Origin of the sequence: Kitasatospora sp. NPDC028055 (genome assembly GCF_040637885.1) — a bacterium.
Taxonomy (GTDB): Bacteria; Actinomycetota; Actinomycetes; order Streptomycetales; family Streptomycetaceae; genus Kitasatospora.
The window spans coordinates 1-23,014 of record NZ_JBEZXE010000025.1; the positions used below are offsets into that span (position 1 = coordinate 1).

Here is a 23,014-nt window from a genome sequence, read left to right on the forward strand (position 1 = left end):
GTTCCAGGTGTGGGAGTCCCACTTCGGGACCCAGCCCGGCGCGTACACCATGAACTTGCCGTCGTCCTGGACGACCGCGAAGTACTTGCTGTTCGGGCCGACCCAGCTCTGCGAGGACCACAGCGGAACCCGCTGGGGGTCGTAGACCACGAAGTTGCCGTCGTCCTGCATCGTCGCCCACGCACCCGGGTGGTTGCCCGTGTTCGTCGACCACGTCACCAGACCGGTCCGCAACGAGGTCAGCACCAGGTTGCCGTCCGACTGCATCGTCAGCTGCACACTGCTGGAGCGCACCGACTCACCCGGGTTGAGCACGAAACCCGCACCCAGGGCCTTGTTGGCCCCCGGGTTCGCGATCTTCGTCGTGTTCCCCGCCGCGTCGTACTGGTAACTGCCCGGAGTGCTCCCGTTGTTGGGGAACGTCGACTTCACCGCCGTCGGCACGTGCGAACCACCGGTGCCGCCGCCCGTGCCCGCCGCCGTGGTCGGCACGTTGCGCGAACCCGCCGCCGGGAACGACTGGTCGATCGTCAGATCCTTGGAGGTGTCACCGGTCGGGTTGTGCATGACCAGCTTCGTCCGGTTGCCGACCGCGTCGTAGCTGTAGTCCTGCCAGTACGGCGCACTGCCGCCGACGGTGGTGGTACCCGCCGTCGAAGCCCCGCTGGTGGGCGTCGCATTGGCACACGACCCCTGCCCGGCAAGCGACGGCGTGGGCTGGTTGAGCCGCCCGGTGTCCGACCACGCCGTGGTCAGCCGGCCCAGGTAGTCGTACGTGAAGCACTGCAGATCCGTCCGGTCCGGACTGTTGTCCGGAATCGTCCGCACCGCCGTGACCCGACCCGCCGGGTTGTACGCATAGGTGGTGTTCTGGACGGTGCCGGTGGTGGCCGTCTGCTTGTCCACGTACTGGGTCAGCAGACGCCCGGTCGACTCGTCGTAGGTGTTCGTCGAGACGACCTGCGTCCCCCAAGGGTTCATCGTGTCACGGATGTTGCGCCCGTACGCGTCCCAGTCCGCCTGCCGCAGATAGGTGTACCCCGCACCGCTGATGTCGTTGAGCTGACCGAACGCCTCGTAGTTGTAGTTCACCGCCTCCTGCGCCAGATCACCCGCCGCCGCACGCGTCTCCGACACCAGCGAACCACTGACCGGGTTGAAGGCGGCCGAGTAGTCGAAGTTCACCTGACCACTGCCGCCGATCTCACTGCCGGGGATCGACACGGTCGACCTGGTCGCACGGTACGCCGCGTCGTACTCACCGACCGACTTGGTGTACGCCGAACCACCAGCGCCGCCCACATACCGGGTCGAGGAGGTCAACTGGCCCTTCGCCACGGTGTCGTAGAGGAAACCGGTCAGCTGGTTCGCCGCGGTCACCGAACCGTTGAACGTGCCGGTCTTGCGGCCCAGCAGGTCGTACGTCATCGCGACCGTCTGACCACGCGCGTCCGTCGTCGTCGCCAACTGCCCCGCACCGTCGTAGGTCCGGGTCGACACGCCCGTGTCCGGGTCGTCGGCCTTCACCTGACGCCCGCGCAGGTCGTAGGTGTAACTCCAGGTGTTTCCGGCCGAATCCGTCCGGGTCGCGGCCTGGCCGCCGGGCGTGTAGGTGTAGTTGGTGACGTCCGCGTCGGCCTGGTTGCCGGTCGCCGTGGCCGTCCGGTACTGCCACACCTGGGTCTTGCGCCCGCGCGCGTCGGTGACCGTGCTGGTCGCGGTGGCACCGGCGGGCGGCGAGACGTCCACCCGGTCAGCGCCGGGGTAGGCCGTGGTCGTGGTGGTCTGGGGCTTGCCCAGCGCCACGAACTGCGTGCTCACCACCCGGCCCTGGCCGTCGAACTGCACCACGCTCTGGTTGGGCACCATCGCGCCGTCCGGGATCCACCGGGTCGTGTTCGGCTTGTTGGTGTCCTCGTAGTAGGCGCCGTAGGCACGGCCCACCCGGCCCTGCGAGTCGTAGAAGGTGTCCGAGACGATCCGGCCCTGGTAGGCGGAGATCGCCGGGTCGCCCTGGGTCTGCACGGTGCGTCCCAGGCCGTCGACGATCTGCACGGACTTCCCGTAGGCCTTGCCGTCGGGACGCAGCGAGTTGGTCGTCACGGTGGACGGCCCCGAGGTGCCGTTGACGGCGTAGTCGAAGGTCGCGTTCGCGTTGCCGCCGGTGTTCTGCCCCGGGGACCAGACCGCCTTCGCCCGTCCGAGACCGTCGTAGGTCCTGGTCGTGCTACGGCCGTTGGGGTCCGTCGAGGTGAGCGCGAGGCCGCGCGCCGGGCTGAGCGTGACGGTGCTGGTGCGGGCGGTGCCCGCGTCCGGCGCGCCGGCCGGGGCCGGGGTGCCGGTGACCACCTGGTTCGGCAGCTCGCCCGGGTTGGCCGAGCTGTACGTCGTGGTGGTGACCGCGCCGTTGGGGTTGGCGCCGTCGGTGACCGTCGGATCCGTCACCGAGGTGACCCGGCCGTACTGGTCGTACGTGCTGGTCGCGGTGGTGACGAACTGCGCGGCGCCGTTGGCGTCGTAGCCGTTCAGCACCTGCTTGCCCGTCACCTCGGCCTTGGCGCCGGCGCTGCCGAAGCCCTGGCCGTCGTAGAGGGTGCGGGTGTCGGAGACGGTGTTGGAGGCGTTCGCGTCCGCGGTGCAGGCATTGGCGCCCGAGACGACGAGCTGCTCGGAGACCAGGCCGGTCATCTGGGGGTTGGCGCCGCCCGCGTACCGGTAGCGGGTGCAGACGTCCGGGGTGCCGTCGGCCGTGCTCAGCGACGTGGTGACCCGGTTGTTGTTCCCGGCGTCCGTGTTCGACACCGTCGTGGTGGTGCGGGTGCCGGTGGTGGTCGCGGCGGTCGCCGCGGTGGTCACCTTGGTGGCGCCGTAGCGGGCGACCAGGTCCGGCAGGCCGGCCCGCTTGTGGGTGGCCGTCACCACCGGGTTCTCGTACGAGTTGACGGTGTACGACACCGGCGAGCCCGCGTCGGCCGAGGCGTCCGCGTAGGTGTCCGACTCCAGGACCTGCCCGGACATCCAGTCGTAGTCGGTCCGGCTGCCGCTCTTGATCCCGGCGACGGAGGCGCCCCTGGGCTTGCCGTCGGCCTTGAGGTCGCCGTCCATGCCCTGGTAGTAGCTGGTGGTCGACATGGCCTGCGGCCCGTCCTTGCCCGAACCGGTCACCGCGGTCACGCTCGCGAAGCCCCGGAACTGGTCCCAGGTCCGGTAGTCGGACTCGACCAGCGGACTGTCGTTGCGGTGCCAGGCCGCCGGGCCGTAGGTGTAGGAGGTGGTCATCGGCACCGAACCGGAGATCAGGTTGGCGTTCGGGTCCACGGTCACCGTGTCGACCGGGTAGCGCAGGAACCAGTCGTCCACCGTGGACTGCACCTGGGTGTCGAACCACTTCACGTTGAAGCACGGCTTGGTGTTGTTGTCGGCCGACGGCGGCATCCGCCCGGCCGTGCGCGAGCACTGGTCCTGCTTGTACGAGACGAGGATGCTGCCGCCGGTCTCCGTGGTGATCACCGCCAGCCGCGGCCGGTTGTAGCGCGGCCGCGCCGGCACCAGGCCGTCGACCCGGTTGGGCAGCAGCAGGTCCGCGAACGTCACCGCCGGAAGCGCCTGCTCGGCCTGCCCGTTGGCGGTGTCCTTACCGGTCCGCTTCACCGACTGCAGCCAGGCGATCGGGGCGTTCTCCGTCGCGTTCTGCGGCGTCTTGAACACATGGGTCAACTCGTACTTGTCCACCGGACGGTACGTGCTGCCAGAACGGATCGAGGTGGTGATGGCGTTCAGCCACTTCGTCGACCAGTACGTGGGACCGTAGTTGGTGCAGGCACCGACTTCCTGGCACTGCTTGTCCATCGGAACGTCCGGCCAGTTGGCGGCGTTCGCCGCCGTCCGCTTCGCCGGGTCACAGGTCGCCGCGTCCGAGACGCACCGCTCACCCGAGTCGAAGTCCACCCGCGCCGCCGCCTGGTAGGAGCCGCCCGCGCCCAACTGGTCCGACAGCAGCTGACCGTAGGTGATCGCGGCCAGCACCCCGCCCCGCGTGTATGCGGTGTTCGTGCCCTTGCCGCCGTTCTGCGCGCCACCGCGCGCGTACCAGTTGGTCTCGGGCGTGTAGGAGTACGTGGTCAGATTCCCGTGGGCGTCGACCACGTAGTCCAGGTTCCACCGCCACGCCGTCTGGCACCAGGAGCCCTTGCCCTTGGACCCGTCGTAGCACGGGTCACCCGGGTTCGGCGAGTACACCGGAACCGTCCACGCCGACTTGCTCTCCGGCCCCGTCTTGCTCGGCGAACCGTCCGCCGCCGGAAGCTGGTTGAGCCCGAAGTAGTAGACCGTGCCGGAGGTGTCGGTCACCTTGAGGTACGAGCCGTTCCAGGTGCCGTTGTTCGCGCCGGTCAGGAACTCGACCTTCGTCCCGTCGTCGCCCTTGAGCCGCCACTTGCACCGCGACTGCTCGTCCGTCGCCGTCCCGGCGGCACACGAGGAGTCCTCCGGCACCAGCTCACCCGAGTGGCCGCCCAGCGACAGCGTCAGGTTCGGACCGCCCCAACACTGGTCGCCCGAACCGGGAATGCCCGCCTTGTCGCAGCCGCGGTAGCCGCGCTCGACGAATCCCGCGCTCAGGTCCCAGCCGTCACCGATCCAGGAGGCCTGGGCGTTGGTCGACGCCGTCCTGCCGTCCACCGAGGCCGAGTCGTAGCCGAGCGCGAGCGTGGGAGCGCCACCGCCCAGGGAGGGCGGCAGCGCGATCGGATAGCTGTACGTGAACGAGCCCGACGTGCTGCCCGCCGTCCAACTCTGGCTGGAGGCCAGCGGTGTGGCGCTGTACGTGCCGGTCCCGCCGGAGGGCGCGGCGTCCAGCGCCAGCAGCACCTGACCCGAGGCTGCGGGCGCTTCGGCGGCGGCCGCGGACTCCGCCCGCGAGCCCTTCGACGTCCCGCCCACCGCCGGCAGGTCGACGTCCGCGACCAGCCGCTTCGACTTCTCGTCGTAGTGCGAGGCCACCGGCGTACGGACCCGGCAGCCGTCCGCGTCCGGTGTGCTCAGCGCACACTCGGGCAGCGCCACCAGCCGGGCCCGGGCGGCGAGTTCCGCGCCGACACCGATCGCGCCGAGGTCGATCCCGACCTGGACCTTGCCGGCCTCCGCCGCCCCGTCGCGGGTCAGCGTGACGACCGTGCCCTGCACGCCCTTCGCGGACTCCGCGGACGGTGCGGCGACCTTCACCCGCACGGGCGCGGCGGGCGCGGCCCCGCCCCCCGGCGCCGGGGCCAGCCAGACCGGCAGGTCACCCGCCTGCCTGGACGCACCGGCGCCGGCGTCCAGCGCGACCTCGGCGCTGCCGCTCTTCGGCTGCGGCAGGGACTTCGGCGGCACCCAGTTCGGCGAACCGGTCGGCGGTGAGGTCGACTTCACCTTGTCCGCCGCGCCGTGCACCGAGGCCGTCTTCGGCAGCGGCGTGCCGGGCGGCGACCAGATCCGGCCGTGGTCGGCGCCGCCGCCCGCAGGGGCCGCTACCGCGGTGCCGAGCGGCGCCGCCAGAACGGCCAGCACCGCGAACGAACCGACCAATGACAATTGGGATTTACGCCATCTCGACGGCGACTGGTCCCACCCGGATTCACCGGGTGGTCGTTCGGGAAAAGAGGACATCTCCACCCCTTTGAGAAGTCCGCACCGCGACTCGGCGCGGACAGTCTCGCTGGAGGGTAGGGGGCTGACGATCCGGTGGTCGAGCGGCTTGAGGATCCCCTGAGGATGTGATTCAAATCACAGTCGAACGAAATCGGCGGACGGTCCGTCAAAGCGGACATCCCGGCCGCATATAGCAATTGACGATCAACCAGCTAATGCGGCAGCTTGCTGAGGTCCTTCACGAACGAACCGGATCCGGTCGCCATTCGCGGCCGGACGGTCTCTCCTCTCCTCGAAGGGGCTTCACCATGTCCGCTCCGTCCGGAGCTTCCTCCGGCATGCGCAGAACCGGGCATCCGCCCCGGCGTTCCCACGCCGTCGCGGTCGCCCTCGTGCTCGCGCTGACCTCCGTCGGACCGATCGCGCCGCTGGCCTTCGCCGCCGACTCCCCGAGCGCCCCCGCGGCCTCCGCCGGCCAGACCCCCGGGGCGATCCCGAAGGACCTGGCCGACCGGATCGCCGCCGGCGACGCCAAGTTCGCGGGCGAGAAGCCCCAAATCGCCTCCGACAAGGCGATCGCCGAGGCCAAGCGCACCGGAAAGCCCGTCCCCGTACCGGAGTTGACCGACGAGTACAGCGAGACCGTCGCCACCCCCGCCGGGCACCTGTCCCGCACCCAGCACGCCGACCCCCAGCGCGTGAAGCAGGACAACGCCTGGGCCGACCTCGACGGCACCCTGGTGGCCGACGACCACGGCGGCTACCGGCCGAAGACCGCCGTCGCCGGCGTCCACCTCTCCGGCGGCGGAGACGGACCGCTCGGCACCCTCACCAGCCCGGACGGCGAGTCCCTCACCATCGACTCGCCCTTCCCACTGACCAAGCCCACCCTCGACCCCAAGGGCGAGGCCCTGGTCTACCCCGAGGTCGCCCCCGGCATCGACCTGCGCGTCACCGCCTCCAAGCTCGGCGGCCTCTCCACCGTCCTCGTCGTCAAGACCGCCGAGGCCGCCAAGAACCCGGCCCTCAAGAAGGTCCGCTTCCCCACCAAGGCCAAGGGCGTCACCGTCAAGGCCGACGACGCCGGGAACCTATCCGCCACCACCAAGGACGGCAAGACCCGCTGGCACGCCTCCGCCCCGCAGATGTGGGACAGCGGCACGACGGGCGCCCCCGCGGTCAAGGGCAAGTCCGCCGCCGCCCAACGCGACGGCGACGGCCAGACCCCGGAGCAGACCAGCACCGCCGAGGCACCGGGGACCAACGCCAAGGTCGCCACCATGAAGACGGCGGTCTCCGGCGACGCCGTCGAGCTCACCACCGACGACACCGTCCTCGGCAAGGGCCAGGGCCCCTGGTTCATCGACCCCGGCTGGATCTACGACCGCCGCGAGGCCAACGCCTGGACCTGGACCCAGTCCGCCTACCCGGGCGCCGCCAACCTCGGCCGCACCGTCGCCAACACCGGTGACCAGTACGCCCAGCCGGGCGTCGGCTACCAGGGCTGGCGCACCGACAAGGGCATCGAACGCTCCTACTTCCAGTTCGACACCCGCTGGTACAACGACATCGTCATCAACAAGGCCGTCCTGTCCGTCTGGGAGGCCAAGTCCGCCGACATGTCCTGCACCAACAAGTACCAGGTCGACCTCGCCCTCACCGGCGCCATCGACAACAGCACCAGCTGGAACAACACCCCCGGCGTCGTCGCCTGGACCGGCAGCGCCGACGTCGGCGGCGCCGGCCAGAGCGGCTGCGGCGGCAACACCCAGTTCGACTACGACGTCACCGGCGCCTACCAGCAGTACGCCCCCAGCCACGACACCCTCACCTTCGGACTCTTCGCCCACAACGAGTCCGACAAGATGGCCTTCAAGCGCCTCACCTACAACCCCGCCGTCGTCGTCGAGTACGACCGCGTCCCCAACACCCCGACCAACCCGTACGCCTGGCCCGTCCCCTCGACGACCGTGCCGTGGGCCGAGAACCAGGGCTGTGACGGCAACTCGATCGGCTGGCTCAACTCCTCCTCGGGCTTCAACGGGTCGGTCAGCCTCAACGCGACGGTCAGCAGCAACGCCCAAACCTCACTGTTCGCCTGGACCCACATCTGGGACTACGCGGACCTGAGCGCCGACGTCGACTCCGGCTACACCCCCGAGGTGACCAACGGAGGGAACGCGGTCTTCCAGGTCAACCCGAGCGTCATCAAGGACGGCCACGTCTACGGCTGGGGCACCATGGCCACCGACAAGCTGGTCCGGATGTCCGCCTCCACCCCGATGTGCCGCTTCGGCGTCGACCTGACCCCGCCGACCCTCTCCGTCCCGGACGCCAACACCGTGCTGTCGGCCGCCGACCTCGCGGACAGGTTCCCGCCGTCCGGCAACGGCCAGGTCACCAAGAAGCACGTCGGCGAGCAGGGCCTGGTGCCCTTCACCGCGACCGACCCCGCGCCCGGCGGCAACGCCTCCGGCGTGGTCTGCGCCCGCTGGGGCTGGGACCCGCAGCTCGCCAACGTCGGCTGGTCGTGCGGCGGTTCGATGCCGCAGGGCGGGATCCCGGTCACCCCCGGCCGCTGGGGCACCAACATCCTGTACCTGCAGGTGATGGACAACGCCCGCAACGTCTCCCCGGTCGCCCAGTACTCCTTCTACGTGCCGTGGAACCCGGACGGCCCGCCGCCGGTCTTCGGTGACGTCACCGGCGACGGCGCGCCCGACATCCTCGCGCCCGACCAGGCCGGCTACCTGCGGGCGTACAACCCGCCGGGCAACCCGAACGCCAAGAGCCCGTCCGTCTCGGCCGTCTCCCTCCCGGCGGAGGCCCCCGGCGGCAAGGGGTGGAACGGCATCCAGCTGACCCACCGCGGCACCCTCACCGGCGGCAACAACATCGACGACGTGATCGCCCACGCACCCGGCGCGGGCGAACTCTGGGTCTACCCGAACCCGGGCAACACCGGCGTCTACGGCCGGATCGACAAGCCCGTCCCGCTCGCCAAGCCCAAGTGCGCCAAGACCGCCACCGAGGACTGCTCCTGGCTGACCACCGCCGGCTACAACGCCAACGACTGGTCCACCACCCTGCGCATCGCCGCCCTCGGCGACCCCGTCAACACCGACCTCGACCCCAAGCTCGGCTTCAAGAACAAGACCGGCCTGCTCACCGTCGAGAGCACCAACAACGGCACCGACGCGGCCCTCTGGTACTACCCCGCGACCAACGCCAACACCCTCGGCAAGCCCGTCCGCCTCGCCGCCACCGGCTGGAAGGACAAGGAGCTCATCACCCCCGGCGACTGGGCCAAGCAGGGCCACCCCGGCCTGTTCACCCGCAACCTCGCCGCCTCCGCCGACGCCGCCAAGGACGACCTCAACGGCCTCACCTTCACCACCGGCACCGTCCTGGCCACCGACAACCAGGGCCAGCCCGTCAACGACCCCACCGGCAAGCCGCTGATGGTCCCCACCCTCACCGGCATCGCCAGCACCACCAAGATCGGCGGGGTGCCCAGCGACACCTGGACCACCCTCGGCTCCGACGGCGACCTCACCGGCAACGGCAACGCCGCCCTCTGGGGTACCAAGGCCGACGGCTCCGTCGACATCTGGTGGGGCAAGGTCACCACTGCGGGCACCCCGACCGCCGGCTACACCTGGCAGGTCGGCCCCAACACCGTCGCCAACACCGCCGTCAACCCGGCCCAGTGGGTGCTCGACGGCCGCACCAGCGGCGACAGCGGTGACACCAACAAGCTCTACCGCAACGGCGACGACCCGAAGAACAGCTACCCGACCGGGGCCACCCTCACCGCCGACCACAACCGCACCGCCAACAAGGCCACCGCCTTCGACGGAGCGTCGGTCTACCGCACCACCGCCCCCGTCAACGGCGGTCTCGACACCACCCGCAGCTACAGCGTCTCGGCCTGGGTCAAGGTCAACAACCTCGACTCCTTCGAGACCGCCGTCTCCCTCACCGGCGACGTGGCGAGCCCGTTCTACCTGCAGTACTCGAAGTCCTTCCACAACTGGGCCTTCGTCGCACCGAGCAGTGACAGCACCAACCCCACGGCCTGGTACTCCGCCTACGACCACAGCGGCCGCACCAACGCCGCGGTCGGTCAGTGGACCCACCTGACCGGCACGTTCAACGCCGACACCTCGACCATCACGCTGTACGTCAACGGCGCGGCCGTCGGCTCCGACAAGATGCCCAGCGGCTGGAAGCCCGCCCCCGGCAGCCTGAACATCGGCGGTGTCACCTACAACAAGTCCACCCCCGGTGACCTGCTCAACGGCGCGATCAGCGACGTCCGGGCCTACCCGTACGCGCTGACCGACCAGCAGGCCAACACGCTCGCCACCACCGACTCGGCCATCCAGATCCGCAGCGCGGTCGACAGCCGCAAGTGCCTCGACAACTGGGGTGGCAACGCCGGTGCCCAGCTCCGGATCTACGACTGCTGGAACGGCGACAGCCAGCACTTCGTGATGACCAAGGACAACCGGATCAAGATGCCGATCTCCGGGCTCTGCCTCGGCACCGCGGACGCCGCGGCCGTCAACGGCACCCCGGTCGTCGCGCAGGACTGCGGCAGCAACCCGGGCTCGCAGACCTGGACCCGCCGCTACGACAACTCGCTGTACAACCCGGCGTCCGGCCTCTGCCTGGACCTCAGCGCCTGGAACACCACCAACGGCCGGGGCCTGGACGTCTGGCAGTGCGTCGACCAGGGGAACGAGCACTGGATCTTCGAGGCCCAGCAGACGGTGTAACACCCGTTCGACCCCAGCACCGCAGAGCACCGTCCCCCGCCGGGAGTCCATCCGGCGGGGGACGGCGTCGTTTCCGGCGGGGGACGGCGTCGTTTCCGACGACCGGCGTCGGACCTCCCCGGAGATTTGCCCGGCACCACCCGGTGTGATCAACCTGCTTCTCCGAGTAAGGTCCAGCCACGGCCGGGCTACCGGTCGGTGACGAACCCTCCGGAGCCGAGGAGTGTGACCGTGCCCGAGCAGGACCGGCAGGCAGGCCAGTTCGAGCACCTGCGGCCGCGGATGAGGGCCCTCGCGTACCCGTTGCTGGGCTCGCACGCGGAGGCGGAGGCCGCGGTGCGGGAGGTGTGGGTCAGGCTCGGCCGGATCGATCCGGCGGAGGTGGCGGACCTCGCCGAGTGGTTGACCACGGTGACCGGGCGGGTCTGCCTGGGGCTGCTGGGTGCGCGGGACACGCGACCCCGGCGGCTCCCGGACGTGGCGGTCGGGCCGGGGCACCCGGTGCCGGCGGACGGGTCGGTCGGACCCGCGCTGCTGGCCGCGCTGGACGCACTGGCCCCCGCCGAGCGGGTCGCCTTCGTGCTGCACGAGGTGTTCCGGCTGCCCGTCGACCTGGTGGCGACCGCCCTCGACCGGACCACCGCGGACACCCGCGGGCTCGCCGAGCAGGCCCGCCGCCGGGTGCACGGGGCCCGCGCGGCGGGCGCCGAGGGCGGCCCGGCCGGCCGTCGGTGGCGGTGGGCGCCTTCGATCCGGCGCCCCGCGACCGGGACCGGGACCGGGCGGCCCTGACGGCCCGCCCGGCTCAACTCGGCTGCCCGGCTGCCCGACTGCCCGACTGCCCGACTGCCCGCCTCAACTGCCCGCGGTGTCCAGGCGGTGGCGCTGGTCCGGGTCGAGGGCCAGGTCCAGGGCGGCCAGGCTCTCCTCCAGTTGGGCGACCGAGCCGGCGCCGATCACCGGGACGGTGGGGACGGGGTGCCCGAGCAGCCAGGCCAGGACGACCTGGTTGACGGTGGCGCCGGTCTCCTCCGCGACCTCGGCCAGCGCCGCGAGCCGGGCCTCGGTGCCGGGCCACCGGTACTCCTCGGGCAGGGGGCGGTCGGGGCGGGTGTAGGAGCCGCCGAGCAGCGGCGAGTAGGCGAGCAGGGTGAGGTCCGGCCGGTCCGCGAGGTAGCTCAGCAGGGCCCGGTCGGCGTGCCGCTGGATGCCGAGGTCCGCGCCTGGCCGGGGTTGCAGGTGGCTGTGGCGCTGCTGGACGCACCGGTAGCCGGGCCAGCCCCGCGCGTCGGCGAGGTCGTTGGCCGCGGCGAGGTCGGCGGCACGGTGGTTGCTGCAGCCGAGGGCGGTGACCTTGCCGTCGGCGACCAGGCCGGCGAAGGCGCCCATGGTCTCCTCGACGGGCGTGCCCGGGTCCGTGACGTGGGCGTAGTAGAGGTCGATCCGGTCGGTGCCGAGCCGGCGCAGGCTGCCCTCGGCCGCACTGCGCAGGGCGGGGGCGGAGAGGCCTTCGAGGTGTTCGGGGTAGGGCAGTCCGGGGACGGGACGGGCGCCCGCCTTGGTGGCGAGGACGAGCCGGTCGCGGTTGCGGCGGCGGGCGGTCCAGCGGCCCAGGAGTTCCTCGCTCTCGTGGCCGGTGCCGCCGGGGGCCCAGCAGGCGTAGTTGTTCGCGGTGTCGATGAACGTCCCGCCGGCCTCGGTGAACCGGTCGAGGATCGCGGTGGCGGTCCGCTCGTCCACGGTGGTGCCGAAGGTCATCGCGCCGAGGCACAGCGCGCTCACCTTCGGTCCGTCAACTCCCAGGCTGCGGTGCAGCATCAGTGTTCCCCTCCCCGGGTCCGAAGGCTCGACCCTACGGCGTCCGCCGTCCGGCCGCGAGCGCGATCCCGGCGCAGGTGCTGCCCAGCAGGGCGCCGGCCAGGACGTCGCCCGGGTAGTGGACGCCGGTGTGCACCCGGGAGTAGCCGACGGCGACGGCGAGCAGGCCGAGCGGGACGGCGGTGGCGGGCAGCAGGGTGCCGACGGCGGTGGCCAGGGCGAAGGCGGAGGCGGTGTGGCCGGAGGGGAAGGAGGCGCTGACCGGCATCGGGACGTGCCGGCCCAGCACCACCCGGGCGGCCTCCCGGTCCGGGCGGGGGCGGCGGACCAGCCGCTTGCCGAGGATGTTGGCGGTGAAGGAGGCGAGGGCGACGGCGGCCGCGCCGGTCACCCCGGCGCGGCGGCACCGGCCGGGGACGAGGGCCAGGGCGGCGGCGACGGAGAGGTTGATCTTCGAGTGGTCGGCGGCCGCGGAGAGGGTGCGCAGGGCGGAGTCGAGGGCGGGGGTGTCGGTGGCGGCGACGGCGGCGTAGAGCGCCGCGTCGAGCGCGGTGAGGTCGCGCAGGACCGGGCCGGTCATCGGTCGCCTCCGGTGGACCGGGCCTGCGCCGGGTGCGAGCCCGCCCCGGACAGGGCCAGCCGGGTGACGTCGCGCCAGTCCAGCGGGTGGGCGTGTGCCCGCTGGGCCGGGTCGGCGCCGGGGCGCTCGCGCGGGACGCGGACCCGCAGGGCGCGGTGCTGCAGGGTGCAGACGACCGGGGTCGGCAGGGTCAGCGCCTCGCCGTCGACGGCGACGGGGATCTCGGCGGCGTCGGCGTGCACGGTGACCTGCCGCGCCGAGAGCAGGGTCAGTGCGGCGGCCCGCTCGCCGAGCAGGACGAGTTCGGCGGCTCCGGCGGCGCCCTCGACCCGGACGCCGACCACGCCCAGCAGGCCCTCGTCCAGCCGGGGGCGGCGGCCGAGGTCGACGGGGTCGGGGGCGGCGTACGGGTTGTTGCTGACCAGCAGGGCCTGCGGGGCGTCGATGCGGTGCCCGTCGGCGCGGGCGGTGAGGGTGGGCCCGGCCTCGCCGGTCAGCAGGTCGGGCAGGGCGTCGAGGGCGGTGGCGGTCTTGGCGTCGCGGTACTCGGGGCTCTGCACGATCTGGGCGTAGGCGCCGAAGGAGACGGTGTTGACGAAGGTCCGGTCGCCGACCCGGCCCAGGTCGACGGTGAGTTCGACGCCGTCGCGGAGGGCGTCGAGGCAGGTGGCGGGGTCGGTGCGGTCGAGGCCGAGGTCCATCGCGAAGTGGTTGCGGGTCCCGGCGGAGACGACCAGGAACGGCAGGCCGTGTTCGGCGGCGACGGCCGCGACCAGGGCCTGGGTGCCGTCGCCGCCGGCCACGCCGAGCAGGTCGGCGCCGTCGGCGACCGCCCGGCGGGCGAGCTCGGCGACGTCCTGCTCGGCGGAGGTGTCGAGCAACACCACCCGGGCGCCCAGTTCCTCGGCGCGCCGGACCAGGTCGAAGCGTTCGACCTTCCCGCCGCCGGACTTCGGGTTCATGATCAGGACGGGCTGCCGCGGCGGCGGGGTCTCCCGGGTGGGCATCGGGCGCGGCGGCCGGGCGGCGCGCAGCGCGGCGCGGGCGCAGGCGAGGGCGGCGAGCCAGAGGGCCACGGCGGTCACCGTGAGCGCCAGCACCCCGGCGTCGTAGGCGAGCAGGACGCCGGCGGCCGGCCCACCGACGGCCAGCAGCACGCCGACCAGCCGCCACAGGGCCCGCCGGGTGATCGCCCACCAGACGCCGACGGCCGTCACCACCAGGCCGGCGAGCTCGGCGAGCAGCACCAGCAGCCCGTGCGGGCCGGTGAAGGCGAGCACGACCACGGCGGCCAGTGCGCACAGCAGGGCGAGCCGCGCGAGCCGGCGCGGCCGGCGCCGGTCCACCACGTCCTCCCCCGGCCCTCCGGCCGTCGATCCGTCGGCCCTCGACCCGCTCTCCGTCGGCTCGCTCTCCGTCGACCCGCCCGCCATCGACCCGCCCTCCTCCGTTCGGCCCCGTCCGGTCCGGTCACCGTAACCTGAGGGCCCGTTCGGGGCGCGTCGAACGGGCCGGGCGGCACGGCCGGTTCAGAGGCCCGGCGGGCCGCTCCCGAATGTCCAAAAACAATTCCGGGGGCGCCCGCCGGGGGCCCGGCCCCGGAGAATCCGTCCGGAGGCCCCGGCAGAGCTGGCACGCACACGAAGCATCTCTGTCAGCAATGGTCAGACCGGGATCACGTACGATAGCGCGGGGGTTATGACGAGAATTCGGCGAGCGTACAGAAACCTCCCGCAGGGACTGTCCGGTTAATGCTGTGACGGTAGTGTCCACCGGGGGAATCTGGTGTATACCAATACGCTGAGCGCGTTTCGGTTGACGGGGAGGAAGGCATGCTGCTACGGCTGCTGGGGTCGGTCGAACTGGTCCATGAGGGGCGCTCGCTGGACCTGGGCGGCCCACGGCAGCGGGTGGTCCTGGCGATGCTCGGACTGAACGTCAACCGGACCGTCTCCACCGAACAGCTGATCGACTCGGTGTGGGGGGACGCACCGCCGACCACGGCCCGCGGACAGGTCCAGGTCGCCGTCTCCACCCTGCGCAAACGTTTCACCCAGGCCGGTCGGCCGGAGGCGATCACCACCCGCTCCCCCGGCTACGCGCTGGAGCTGGCGCCCGCCGACGTGGACAGCCTGGAGTTCGAACGGCTGGTCGCGCTCGCCCGGGAGGAGGACGGCGCGGGCCGCACCGAGCGGGCGGCCGCCACCATGCGCGCGGCGCTGGCGCTGTGGCGCGGGCCCGCGCTGGACGGGGTGCCCGGCGAGCTGGCCCAGCGGGCCGCCACCCACCTGGACGACCGGCGGCTGACCGTGCTGGAGGAGCGGGTCCGGCTGGACCTGCTGCTCGGCCGGCACGGCGAGCTGGGCGCCGAACTGGCCTCGCTGACCGCCCGCCACCCGCTCCGGGAGCGGCTGTACGGGCAGCTGATGCTGGCGCTGTACCGCTCGGGCCGGCAGGCGGACGCGCTGGAGGCGTTCCAGCGGGCGCGCCGGGCACTGGTCGAGGAGATCGGCATCGAGCCGGGCCAGGAACTACGGGAGCTGGAGCGGGCGATCCTGTGCCAGTCCCCCGGGCTGGACCTGCCGGGGCACCGCGACGGGCACGCCCGGCACACCGCCGCCAGCCCGGCCGCTCCGCCGCTCGCACCCGTGCTCGCCCCCGCACCGGCGCCCGTACCCCAGGTGGCCCTGGTCTCCGTGGCGCCCCTGTCGATGCCGCCCGCCGACCGGGGCACCGCGGACCCGGCCCCCGCCATTCCCCCGCCCGCGCCCCCGGCTCCCGCCGTCCACGCCGCGCACACCACCCACACCGTCCAGGCCACCCTCACCACCCACCCGGCACACCCCGCCGCCGAGACCGCCTTCCGCCTCACCCCCCGCCAACTCCCCGCCAGCATCAGCGACTTCATCGGCCGCCGGAGCCAGCTCGACGAGATCAAGAAGCTGATCGTGCCCTACGCCGGCACCCAGGCCCCCGGCTACGCGGTGCCGATCGTCAACATCTGCGGCCCGGGCGGGGTCGGCAAGTCCGCGCTGGCGGTGCGCGCCGCGCACGAGGCCGGCGCCCACTTCCCGGACGGCCACCTCTACGCCGACCTGCACACCCCGACCGCCGAGCCGGGCGCCACCGGCGAGGGCGAGGGCCGGACCGGGACGCTGCTCGCCCGCTTCCTGCGGGCGGTCGGGGTGCCGGCCAAGGCGATCCCGGAGGACCCCCAGGAGCGGGCCGAGATGTACCGCAGCCGGCTGGCCGACAGCCGGGTCCTGGTGGTCCTGGACGGGGTGACCAGCGCGGAGCAGGTGACGCCGCTGCTGCCGGGCAGCGCCAGCTGCGCGGTGCTCGCGACCAGCCGGGTCCGGCTGGCCCGGGTCCCGGGGATCCACCGGGTGGACGTCGAGGTGTTCGACATGTCCAACGCGCTGGACCTGCTGGCGGGCATCATCGGCAGGCCGCGGGTCCAGGCCGAACTGGACACCGCCGTCGAGCTGGTCCACCTGTGCGACGGGCTGCCGCTGGCCCTGCGGATCGCCGGCGCCCGGCTGGCCTCGCACCCGCACTGGCCGGTGGAGCGGCTGGTCCGGCGGCTGCGCAACGAGCGCCGCCGGCTGGACGAGCTCAGCCACCACGGCCTCGAACTGCGCTCCACCATCAGCCTCACCTACCGCGCCCTGCCGCCCTCGGCGCAGCGGCTGTTCCGGCTGTTCTCCCTGGTCCAGCTGCCGGACGCGCCCGCCTGGATCGCGGCGGCGCTGCTGGACTGCGACCCGTGCACCGCCGAGGACACCCTCGACCTGCTGGTCGAGGCCCAGGTGATGGACATCGTCCAGTACCCGAACCAGCCGGGGCCGCGCTACCGCTTCCACGACCTGGTCCGCGCCTACGCCCACGAGCAGTTGGTGGCCACCGAGAGCACGGGCGAGCGGCAGGCCGCGCTGGCCCGGATGCTGGGCGGCTGGCTGGCCCTGGCCGAGGACGCCCACCGCCGCGAGTACGGCGGCGACTACACCGTCATCCACGGCACGGCCGAGCGCTGGCGGCCGCCGCTGGAGGGCCGCTCGGGCGCGGCCGGGACCGGGGTGGACGGCTGGGACACCGAGCGGCTGGCCCTGGTGACGGCCGTACGGCAGGCCGCCGCGGCCGGGCTGGACGAACTCTGCTGGGACCTCGCGCTCACCTCGGTCACCCTGTTCGAGGCCAAGGGGCACTTCGACGACTGGGAGGAGACCGCCCGGCTCGCCCAGGAGACGGCGGTCCGGGCGGGCAACACCGTCGGCCAGGCCGCGATGCTCTACTCGCTCGGGACCCTGCACATGTTCCAGACCCGGCACGAGCAGGCCCAGGAGCACTTCGCGCTCGCCCGGGAGCTGTTCGAGGCGGCCGGGCACGACCACGGCCGGGCCCTGGTGCTGCGCAACGACGCCTTCCTGGACGGGGTGCGCGGCGACGACCTGGCGATGCGGGAGAAGTACGACGAGGCGCTGGCCGTGATGCGACTGGTCGGCGACCGGATCGGCGAGGCCCACATCCTGCGCAGCCTGGCCGGCTGGTGGATGACGGCGGGCCGGCCGGAGCGGGCCCACGCCCTGCTGGAGCAGGCCCTGGTGATCTGCCGGGCGGAGAACTGCGTCCGGGTGGAGGCCCAGGTGCTGCAACGGTTCGCCGAGCTGCACCTGTCGGCCGGGCGGACGGACCTGGCCGAGGACGCCCTGCGGGAGGTGCTGCGGATCGTCCGGGCGGGCGGCGACCGGATCGGCGAGGCCTACGCGCTGCACGGCCTCGGCACGGTGCACCGCCGGGAGGGCCGGCTGGACGGCGCGGTGGACACCCTGACCCGGGCGCTGGAGCTGTCCCGGCAGGTCGGCGAGCGGGCCGTGGAGGGCCGCTCGCGCTATGCGCTGGCCGAGATCGCGCTGCGCCGGGCCGACCGCGCCCAGGCCGCCGGGCACCTCAAGGCCTGCCGGAAGCTGTTCACCGAACTCGGTTCCAAGCCCTGGCTGGAGCGCACCGAGGACCTGCTGGCCGAGTCCCGGCGCGGCCCCGAACCGGCCGCCGAGGCCGGACCGGCGCTGCGCCTGGGGAGCCGCCCGGACCGCTGCTGACCTCCGGCCCGCGGCCAGGTCCGGCCGACTACCCCGCCGCGAGGGGCTGTTCGTCCGCCGCCCGCCCGATCAGCTCGGCCAGCTCCGCCACGGCCAGGCTGCCGGGCTCGCGGCGCTCCCGCACCCAGCGGTTCACCAGTTCCTGGAACAGCTCGTTGACCGGCGTCGGCACCCCGCAGCCGCGCCCCAGCAGCACGATCTCCCCGTTCAGGTAGTCCACCTCGGCGGACCGGCCGCCCCGCTTGAGGCTCTGCCAGGTCGAGCCGTGCCCGGCCCCGGGGTCGGACGGCCGACGCTCGACCGCGCCGAGGCGCAGTTCGGTCAGCTCCTCGGACGTCGCGAACGCGATGCCCGAACGCTCCAGCACGGCGACGGCCTCGGCCCGCGCCCGGACGGCCAGAGCCGCGGACTCCGCCCCGGGCCGCTGCCCGCACAGCGCGTCGACGGCGTTGGCCAGGTTGTCGACCAGCTTGCCGTACTTCCAGCGCAGCACGTCCTCGACCACCTCGGCCCGGAAGTCGGCCGCGGTGAGGTCGGCGGCGATCTCCCGGACGGTGTCGTCGGCGCCGTCCGGGTAGCGGCCCAGGGCGAGGGCGCCGGTGCGCGGCCCGCACCAGGTGCGCACCTCGCCCGGGGTGAGGAAGGCGGCCGGCAGCACGACCATGGCGCCGTACACCCGGCGGAAGTGCCGCAGCGCCAGCCGCTCGTTCTCCACCCCGTTCTGCAGGCAGACCAGCGGCAGCCGGGCGCCGGCCCGGGCCCCGGCCGGGCCGACCGGGCGGTCGGCCCAGTCGGCCAGCGCGGCCGCGGTGTCCTGGGTCTTGACGGCCAGCAACAGGACGTCGCCCTCGCGCAGTTCGACCTCCTGCGGACCGGCGGCCACCGGGACCCGGGCGGTGTCCGCCCCCGCCGGGGAGTGCACCGTCAGCCCGTGCTCGCGCAGCGCCGCGCCGTGCTCGCCGCGCGCGACCAGGACCACCTGCTGCCCGGCCCGGTGCAGCCGCGCGCCGACCACGCCGCCCACCGCCCCGGCGCCGACCACGATGTACCGCTTGTCCATCGAGCCCTACTCCTCCCAGCTGATCCCGTTCGCGTACCACGCGGCCAACTCCTCGGCGTTGGCGGCGATTTCGGCCGCGTCCCGGCCAATGATCACATAGCCGCCGAGGTAGTCACCGGACTTCTCACCACCGTGGTAGCGGTGTCCGACCGTGCCCTTGATCCGCTCCTCGACCACGAAGGACGGCGGCTCCTGCGGCAGCCCGGTCAGCCGGCCCCGCCCGGGGTAGAACAGCACCCAGCCGCCGGAGCCGCCCGGCGGCACCGCCCGCAGCTCCTCGCCCCGTGGGATCCGCTCGCCGAGCTGGGCGGCGAACCAGCGCTGGTCCAGGTCGAAGCCGGTGGCGGCGCGGATCGCCCCGGTGGTGCGGGCCCCGCCGGTCCGGCTGGCCACCTCGCAGAGCACCAGGCGGTCGTCGGGGGTGAGGAACACCTCCAGGTGGAAGTTGGTGCAGTCCGGGGTCGGCAGCACCGTCAGCACCGTCTCGGCGTACTCGATCAGGCGCTCCACCAGCGGCTCGCCCCGGTTCAGCTGGGCCGAGCCGAGGTAGCCGCCGGAGTGGAAGGTGAGGCAGTCGTTGAGGTAGTGCGAGACGAACACGGCGGCCAGCCGGCCCTCGGTGACCAGGCCGTCGACGACGTACATCCGGCCGTCGACGAAGCGCTCCACCTCGGCGTGCTCGGGTAGGCCCCCGGCGAGCAGTCCGGTGAGGTCGGCCTCGTCACGCAGCACCACGGTGCCCTTGGAGCCGGAGCCCAGGGCGGGCTTCACCACCACCGGGTAGCCGTGCTCACGGATGAAGCCGAACAGGTCGAGCGCGACCCGCACCGGCGCGAACTCCGGTACGTCCAGGCCCTTCTCGCGCAGCATCGTCTTCATCAGGACCTTGTCGCGGAAGGCCAGGGCGCTGTCCCAGTGCTGGCCGGGCAGGCCGAACAGCTCGCGCAGCCGGGCGGCGCGCAGCACGTCCCGCTCGCCGCGGGCGATCACCGCGACGAAGTCCTCCTCGGCCAACTCCATGGCCACCCGCTCGAGTTCACTGCCGCCATGGTAGCCGGAGATCGACCGGGCGGCCGGCAGGTGGGCGTACTGCGGGTACTTCTCCTCGGAGACCAGCAGGGTCAGCCGGACGCCGAGTTCGGCCGCCCAGAGGTCGTACGGGGTGTCGGCGTGGTCGCTGTCCACCAGCACCAGGGCGTGCGGGGCGGTCGCCCCGGTGGCCGACTGCCGCGGCGGTCGTGCTTCCGTCTCCATTGCTCCTCCAGTCGGATGGTGGGCGGGGGGCCGGCTCCCGGCCAAGGGGTCAGGTCCCGGCGGGGGGTCAGCTCCCGGCGGGGGTCAGCTCCGGGTCAGGGCGGGCCGGGCCAGGGCGGGCTGGGCCACCGGCCGCATCACGCCGTGCAGGTGGACCAGGCTGTCGCCCGGCGCGCCGTGGCGGACCTCCGTGACGGCGGCCGTGACCACGTGGTGGTCGCCCAGGGTGCGGACGTCGTGCCGGGTGCAGACCAGCCAGCTCAGGCAGCCGTCGAGCAGCGGGACCTGGTGCGGCCCGGAGTGCCAGCGGGTGTCCGGGCCGAAGCGGTCGGCGCCCGGGGTGGCGAACAGCCGGGCCAGCTCCTGCTGGTGGGCGCCGAGGATCTGGACGCCGAACCACTCGCTGTCCCGGACCCGCGGCCAGGTGCTGGAGGTCTGCGCCAGGGCGAAGGAGACCAGCGCCGGGCTGGCGCTGACCGAGGTGAAGGAGGTGATCGTCACCCCGACCGGCCCGGGCGCGGTGAGCACCGCGATCCCGGCCGCGTGCGGGCGCAGCGCCCCGCGCAGCTCCTTGGCGTCGACGCTCACTCGGCGCCTCCCGGGCCGGCTCCCGGGCCGGGGTCCGGGGCGGCGCCGACCAGCCGGTCCGGGCGGGCCGCGATGGTGGCCAGGGTGCGGGCCGGCGGGCCGGTCTCGGCGGGCGCGGTCCGGATCGCGATCCGGGCGGCGAGGGCGCTCGCCCGCTCGGCCGCGTCCCGGCCGTCCCGGCCGCGGGCCAGCACCAGGCCGCAGCGGTCGTAGGACCAGGCGATCGGCACCACGGTGTCGCCCGGGGCGACGCTCACCGAGGCGTCGACGACCGCCGGGTCGGCGAGCACCCCGTCCAGGCCCTCGACCGAGGCGACCACGCCGGGTTCGGCGGTCAGGAAGCGGATCGAGGCGCCGCAGGACGGCTCCCCGGGCCGGACCGGGTCGGTGCGCCCGGCGTACCAGAGGAAGGCCAGGGCATCAATGTCGATCCCGTAGACCTCCTTCACCAGGTCGGTGATCCGGTCCCCGCCGCGCCGGCTGTGCGACTCGACCAGCCGGGGCCCCTGCGCGGTGAGGATCACCTCGGTGTGCGCGGGGCCGTCGGCCAGGCCGACGGTGTCGAGCATCGCGAAGACCAGTTCCTCGACCCGGCGGGCGGTGGCGTCCTCCAGCGGGGCGGGCTGGGTGTGGCCGACCTCGACGAAGGAGGCGAGCTTCTCCTTGGCCGTGAAGGCGAGCACCACGTGCCGGCCGGCGTAGCTGAAGGTCTCCACGCTGATCTCGGTGCCCGACAGGAACTGCTCCATCAGGAAGGAGTGCAGTCCGAAGCCGGCCGCCCAGGCGCCCGCCTCGTCCACGGCGGCGAGGTCCTCGACGAAGCGCACCCCGAGGCTGCCGGAGCCGTAGCGCGGCTTGATCACGGTCGGGCCGTGCTCGGCGACGAAGGCGCGGATGTCCTCGGCGGTGTGCCCGATCCGGGCCGCGACGGCGTCCACGCCGCGCTCGGCGAGCAGGGTGCGGAAGGCCAGCTTGTCCTGGAGCACCTGGACGAGGTCCAGCCCGTTGCCGGGCAGGCCGAGCCGGGTGGTCGCGGCGGCGGCCGGTTCCAGGCCGTCCTCGATGATCGAGACCACCCGGACCAGCGGGCGGGACCGGTGCACGGTGGCGAGCAGTTCGGCGACGGCGGCGGGCTCCCGGTAGTCCGTCAGGTAGGCCTCGGCGACGTGCGCCAGGCCGGCCGGGTCCAGCTCCTGCGGCCCGTACACCCAGACGATCTCGAAGCCCGCGGCGCGGACCTTGCGCAGGGTGGCGGGGGTGCCGCCGATCACGGCGATCCGCGGGGCGGGCGTCAGCTCGGGGCCGTTCACGACCGCAGCTCCCGTCCGGCCTCGGACTCCAGCCAGCGGACCAGCTCGACGTTGTCGGCCTGCTCCGGCAGCTTCTCCCGGGCGTCCTCCCAGAGCGCCCGGCAGGCCTGGCCCAGGTCGGAGCGGCCGCCGGCGTCCGCCAGCAGCCGGTCGGCGATCCGCAGGTCCTTGAGCATCAGCCGGAGCGCGAAGCCGGAGTCGAAGGTGCCGGTCAGCACGTGTGCCGGGAACTTGGTCTCGGAGGCGTGGTTACGGCCGGTGGAGGCGTTCACCACCTCCAGCATGACGGCCGGTTCGAGGCCGAACGCCCGCCCGGCGAGCAGGACTTCGGCGGTGGCGGCGAGGCTGACCGAGGACAGCAGGTTGTTCAGCGCCTTCAACGCGTGACCGGCGCCGGACGGGCCGACCCGGTACACCCGGCCGAGGGCGGTGAGCGCCGGCTCGGCCAGGTCGAGGGCCTCCGGGTCGCCGGCCGCCATCAGGGTCAGCTCGCCGCCGCGGGCCGCCGCCGGGCTGCCGGAGACCGGGGCGTCCACCACGTGCACGCCGTACCGGCCGGCCAGTTCGCGCAGTTCGCGGGTGTCGGCCGGGTCGCTGGAGCCGGTGTCGACCAGCACCGAGCCGGCCGCCATGGCCGGCAGCAGCTGCTCGGCCACGGCCCGGACGGCGGCGCCGTCCGGCAGCATGGTGACCACGACCGGCGCGGCCAGGCCGGCGGGCGCGGCGGCGGCGGTGATGCCGGGCTGCTCGGCCGCCCGCTCGGCGGCGGCGGCGTCCAGGTCGAAGGCCGCCACCTCGAAACCGGCCTCGGCCAGGCGCCGGCACATGCCGCCGCCCATCGTCCCGAGTCCGGCGAATCCGATCCGCATGGTCGGTCTCCCTACGTTCGCATC

The 23,014-nt window shown here is 73.3% G+C and carries 12 protein-coding genes; 3 read left to right on the forward strand and 9 right to left on the reverse strand.

Going from position 1 to position 23,014, the window contains the following annotated elements; translation table 11 throughout:
* On the reverse strand, positions 1-5,568 hold a 5,568-nt coding region (locus tag AB0F71_RS23465), incomplete at its 3' end, for a hypothetical protein (RefSeq protein WP_360237643.1).
* A 401-nt stretch (positions 5,569-5,969) separates the two neighbouring features.
* Here AB0F71_RS23465 and AB0F71_RS23470 point away from each other — a divergent pair.
* The gene (locus AB0F71_RS23470) at positions 5,970-10,412 is read left to right on the forward strand and encodes a LamG-like jellyroll fold domain-containing protein (RefSeq protein WP_360237645.1); all 4,443 of its coding nucleotides are present in this window, start codon (positions 5,970-5,972) and stop codon (positions 10,410-10,412) included.
* 231 nt (positions 10,413-10,643) lie between these two features.
* The gene (locus tag AB0F71_RS23475; RefSeq protein WP_360237647.1) at positions 10,644-11,204 is read left to right on the forward strand and encodes a hypothetical protein; all 561 of its coding nucleotides are present in this window, start codon (positions 10,644-10,646) and stop codon (positions 11,202-11,204) included.
* A 63-nt stretch (positions 11,205-11,267) separates the two neighbouring features.
* On the opposite strand, the gene AB0F71_RS23480 is transcribed toward AB0F71_RS23475, so the two are convergent.
* Genes AB0F71_RS23480 through AB0F71_RS23490 form a run of 3 tightly spaced genes read right to left on the reverse strand, consistent with a single transcriptional unit; the run spans position 11,268 to position 14,156 of the window.
* Entirely contained in the window at positions 11,268-12,230 is a 963-nt protein-coding gene (locus AB0F71_RS23480) for an aldo/keto reductase (protein ID WP_360237649.1), read from the reverse strand.
* Positions 12,231-12,264: 34 nt separating this feature from the next.
* Complete coding sequence (locus tag AB0F71_RS23485; protein ID WP_360237651.1) at positions 12,265-12,810, reverse strand: phosphatase PAP2 family protein; 546 nt, start codon at positions 12,808-12,810, stop codon at positions 12,265-12,267.
* Positions 12,807-14,156 carry a diacylglycerol kinase family protein gene (locus AB0F71_RS23490; RefSeq protein ID WP_360237653.1) on the reverse strand — a complete coding sequence of 450 codons (1,350 nt, stop codon included), beginning with the start codon at positions 14,154-14,156 and terminating at the stop codon, positions 12,807-12,809. Before AB0F71_RS23490 ends, AB0F71_RS23485 begins: the two co-directional genes overlap by 4 nt.
* A 486-nt stretch (positions 14,157-14,642) precedes the next feature.
* On the opposite strand from AB0F71_RS23490, the gene AB0F71_RS23495 reads away from it, so the two are divergent.
* On the forward strand, positions 14,643-17,909 hold the full coding sequence (locus AB0F71_RS23495; RefSeq protein WP_360237655.1) for a BTAD domain-containing putative transcriptional regulator: 3,267 nt from the start codon (positions 14,643-14,645) through the stop codon (positions 17,907-17,909).
* A gap of 28 nt (positions 17,910-17,937) precedes the next feature.
* Here the strand turns inward: AB0F71_RS23495 and AB0F71_RS23500 are convergent, their stop codons facing one another.
* The 5 genes from AB0F71_RS23500 to AB0F71_RS23520 form a co-directional block, all read right to left on the reverse strand.
* Positions 17,938-18,969: a 2-dehydropantoate 2-reductase gene (locus AB0F71_RS23500; protein WP_360237657.1), complete on the reverse strand. Its 1,032-nt coding sequence runs from the start codon at positions 18,967-18,969 to the stop codon at positions 17,938-17,940.
* 6 nt (positions 18,970-18,975) lie between these two features.
* Positions 18,976-20,223 (reverse strand): ATP-grasp domain-containing protein, encoded by a 1,248-nt coding sequence (locus AB0F71_RS23505; protein ID WP_360237659.1) that lies wholly within the window; start codon positions 20,221-20,223, stop codon positions 18,976-18,978.
* Between the two features lie 84 nt (positions 20,224-20,307).
* Positions 20,308-20,811, reverse strand: coding sequence for a flavin reductase family protein (locus AB0F71_RS23510; RefSeq protein WP_360237661.1), 504 nt, complete (start codon positions 20,809-20,811; stop codon positions 20,308-20,310).
* Complete coding sequence (locus tag AB0F71_RS23515) at positions 20,808-22,121, reverse strand: ATP-grasp domain-containing protein (RefSeq protein WP_360237663.1); 1,314 nt, start codon at positions 22,119-22,121, stop codon at positions 20,808-20,810. The genes AB0F71_RS23510 and AB0F71_RS23515 overlap by 4 nt, the downstream gene beginning before the upstream one ends.
* A complete protein-coding gene (locus AB0F71_RS23520) occupies positions 22,118-22,990 on the reverse strand; it encodes an NAD(P)-dependent oxidoreductase (protein ID WP_360237665.1) in 873 nt (290 codons plus the stop codon). The genes AB0F71_RS23515 and AB0F71_RS23520 overlap by 4 nt, the downstream gene beginning before the upstream one ends.
* Between the last annotated feature and the right edge of the window lie 24 nt (positions 22,991-23,014).

Bases quoted from the DNA above. Each gene is read 5' to 3' on its own strand.
- AB0F71_RS23470 (WP_360237645.1), top strand. From the start codon at position 5,970: ATGCGCAGAACCGGGCATCCGCCCCGGCGTTCCCACGCCGTCGCGGTC.
- AB0F71_RS23480 (WP_360237649.1), bottom strand. From the start codon at position 12,230: ATGCTGCACCGCAGCCTGGGAGTTGACGGACCGAAGGTGAGCGCGCTG.
- AB0F71_RS23485 (WP_360237651.1), bottom strand. From the start codon at position 12,810: ATGACCGGCCCGGTCCTGCGCGACCTCACCGCGCTCGACGCGGCGCTC.
- AB0F71_RS23495 (WP_360237655.1), top strand. From the start codon at position 14,643: ATGCTGCTACGGCTGCTGGGGTCGGTCGAACTGGTCCATGAGGGGCGC.
- AB0F71_RS23500 (WP_360237657.1), bottom strand. From the start codon at position 18,969: ATGGACAAGCGGTACATCGTGGTCGGCGCCGGGGCGGTGGGCGGCGTG.
- AB0F71_RS23505 (WP_360237659.1), bottom strand. From the start codon at position 20,223: ATGGAGACGGAAGCACGACCGCCGCGGCAGTCGGCCACCGGGGCGACC.
- AB0F71_RS23520 (WP_360237665.1), bottom strand. From the start codon at position 22,990: ATGCGGATCGGATTCGCCGGACTCGGGACGATGGGCGGCGGCATGTGC.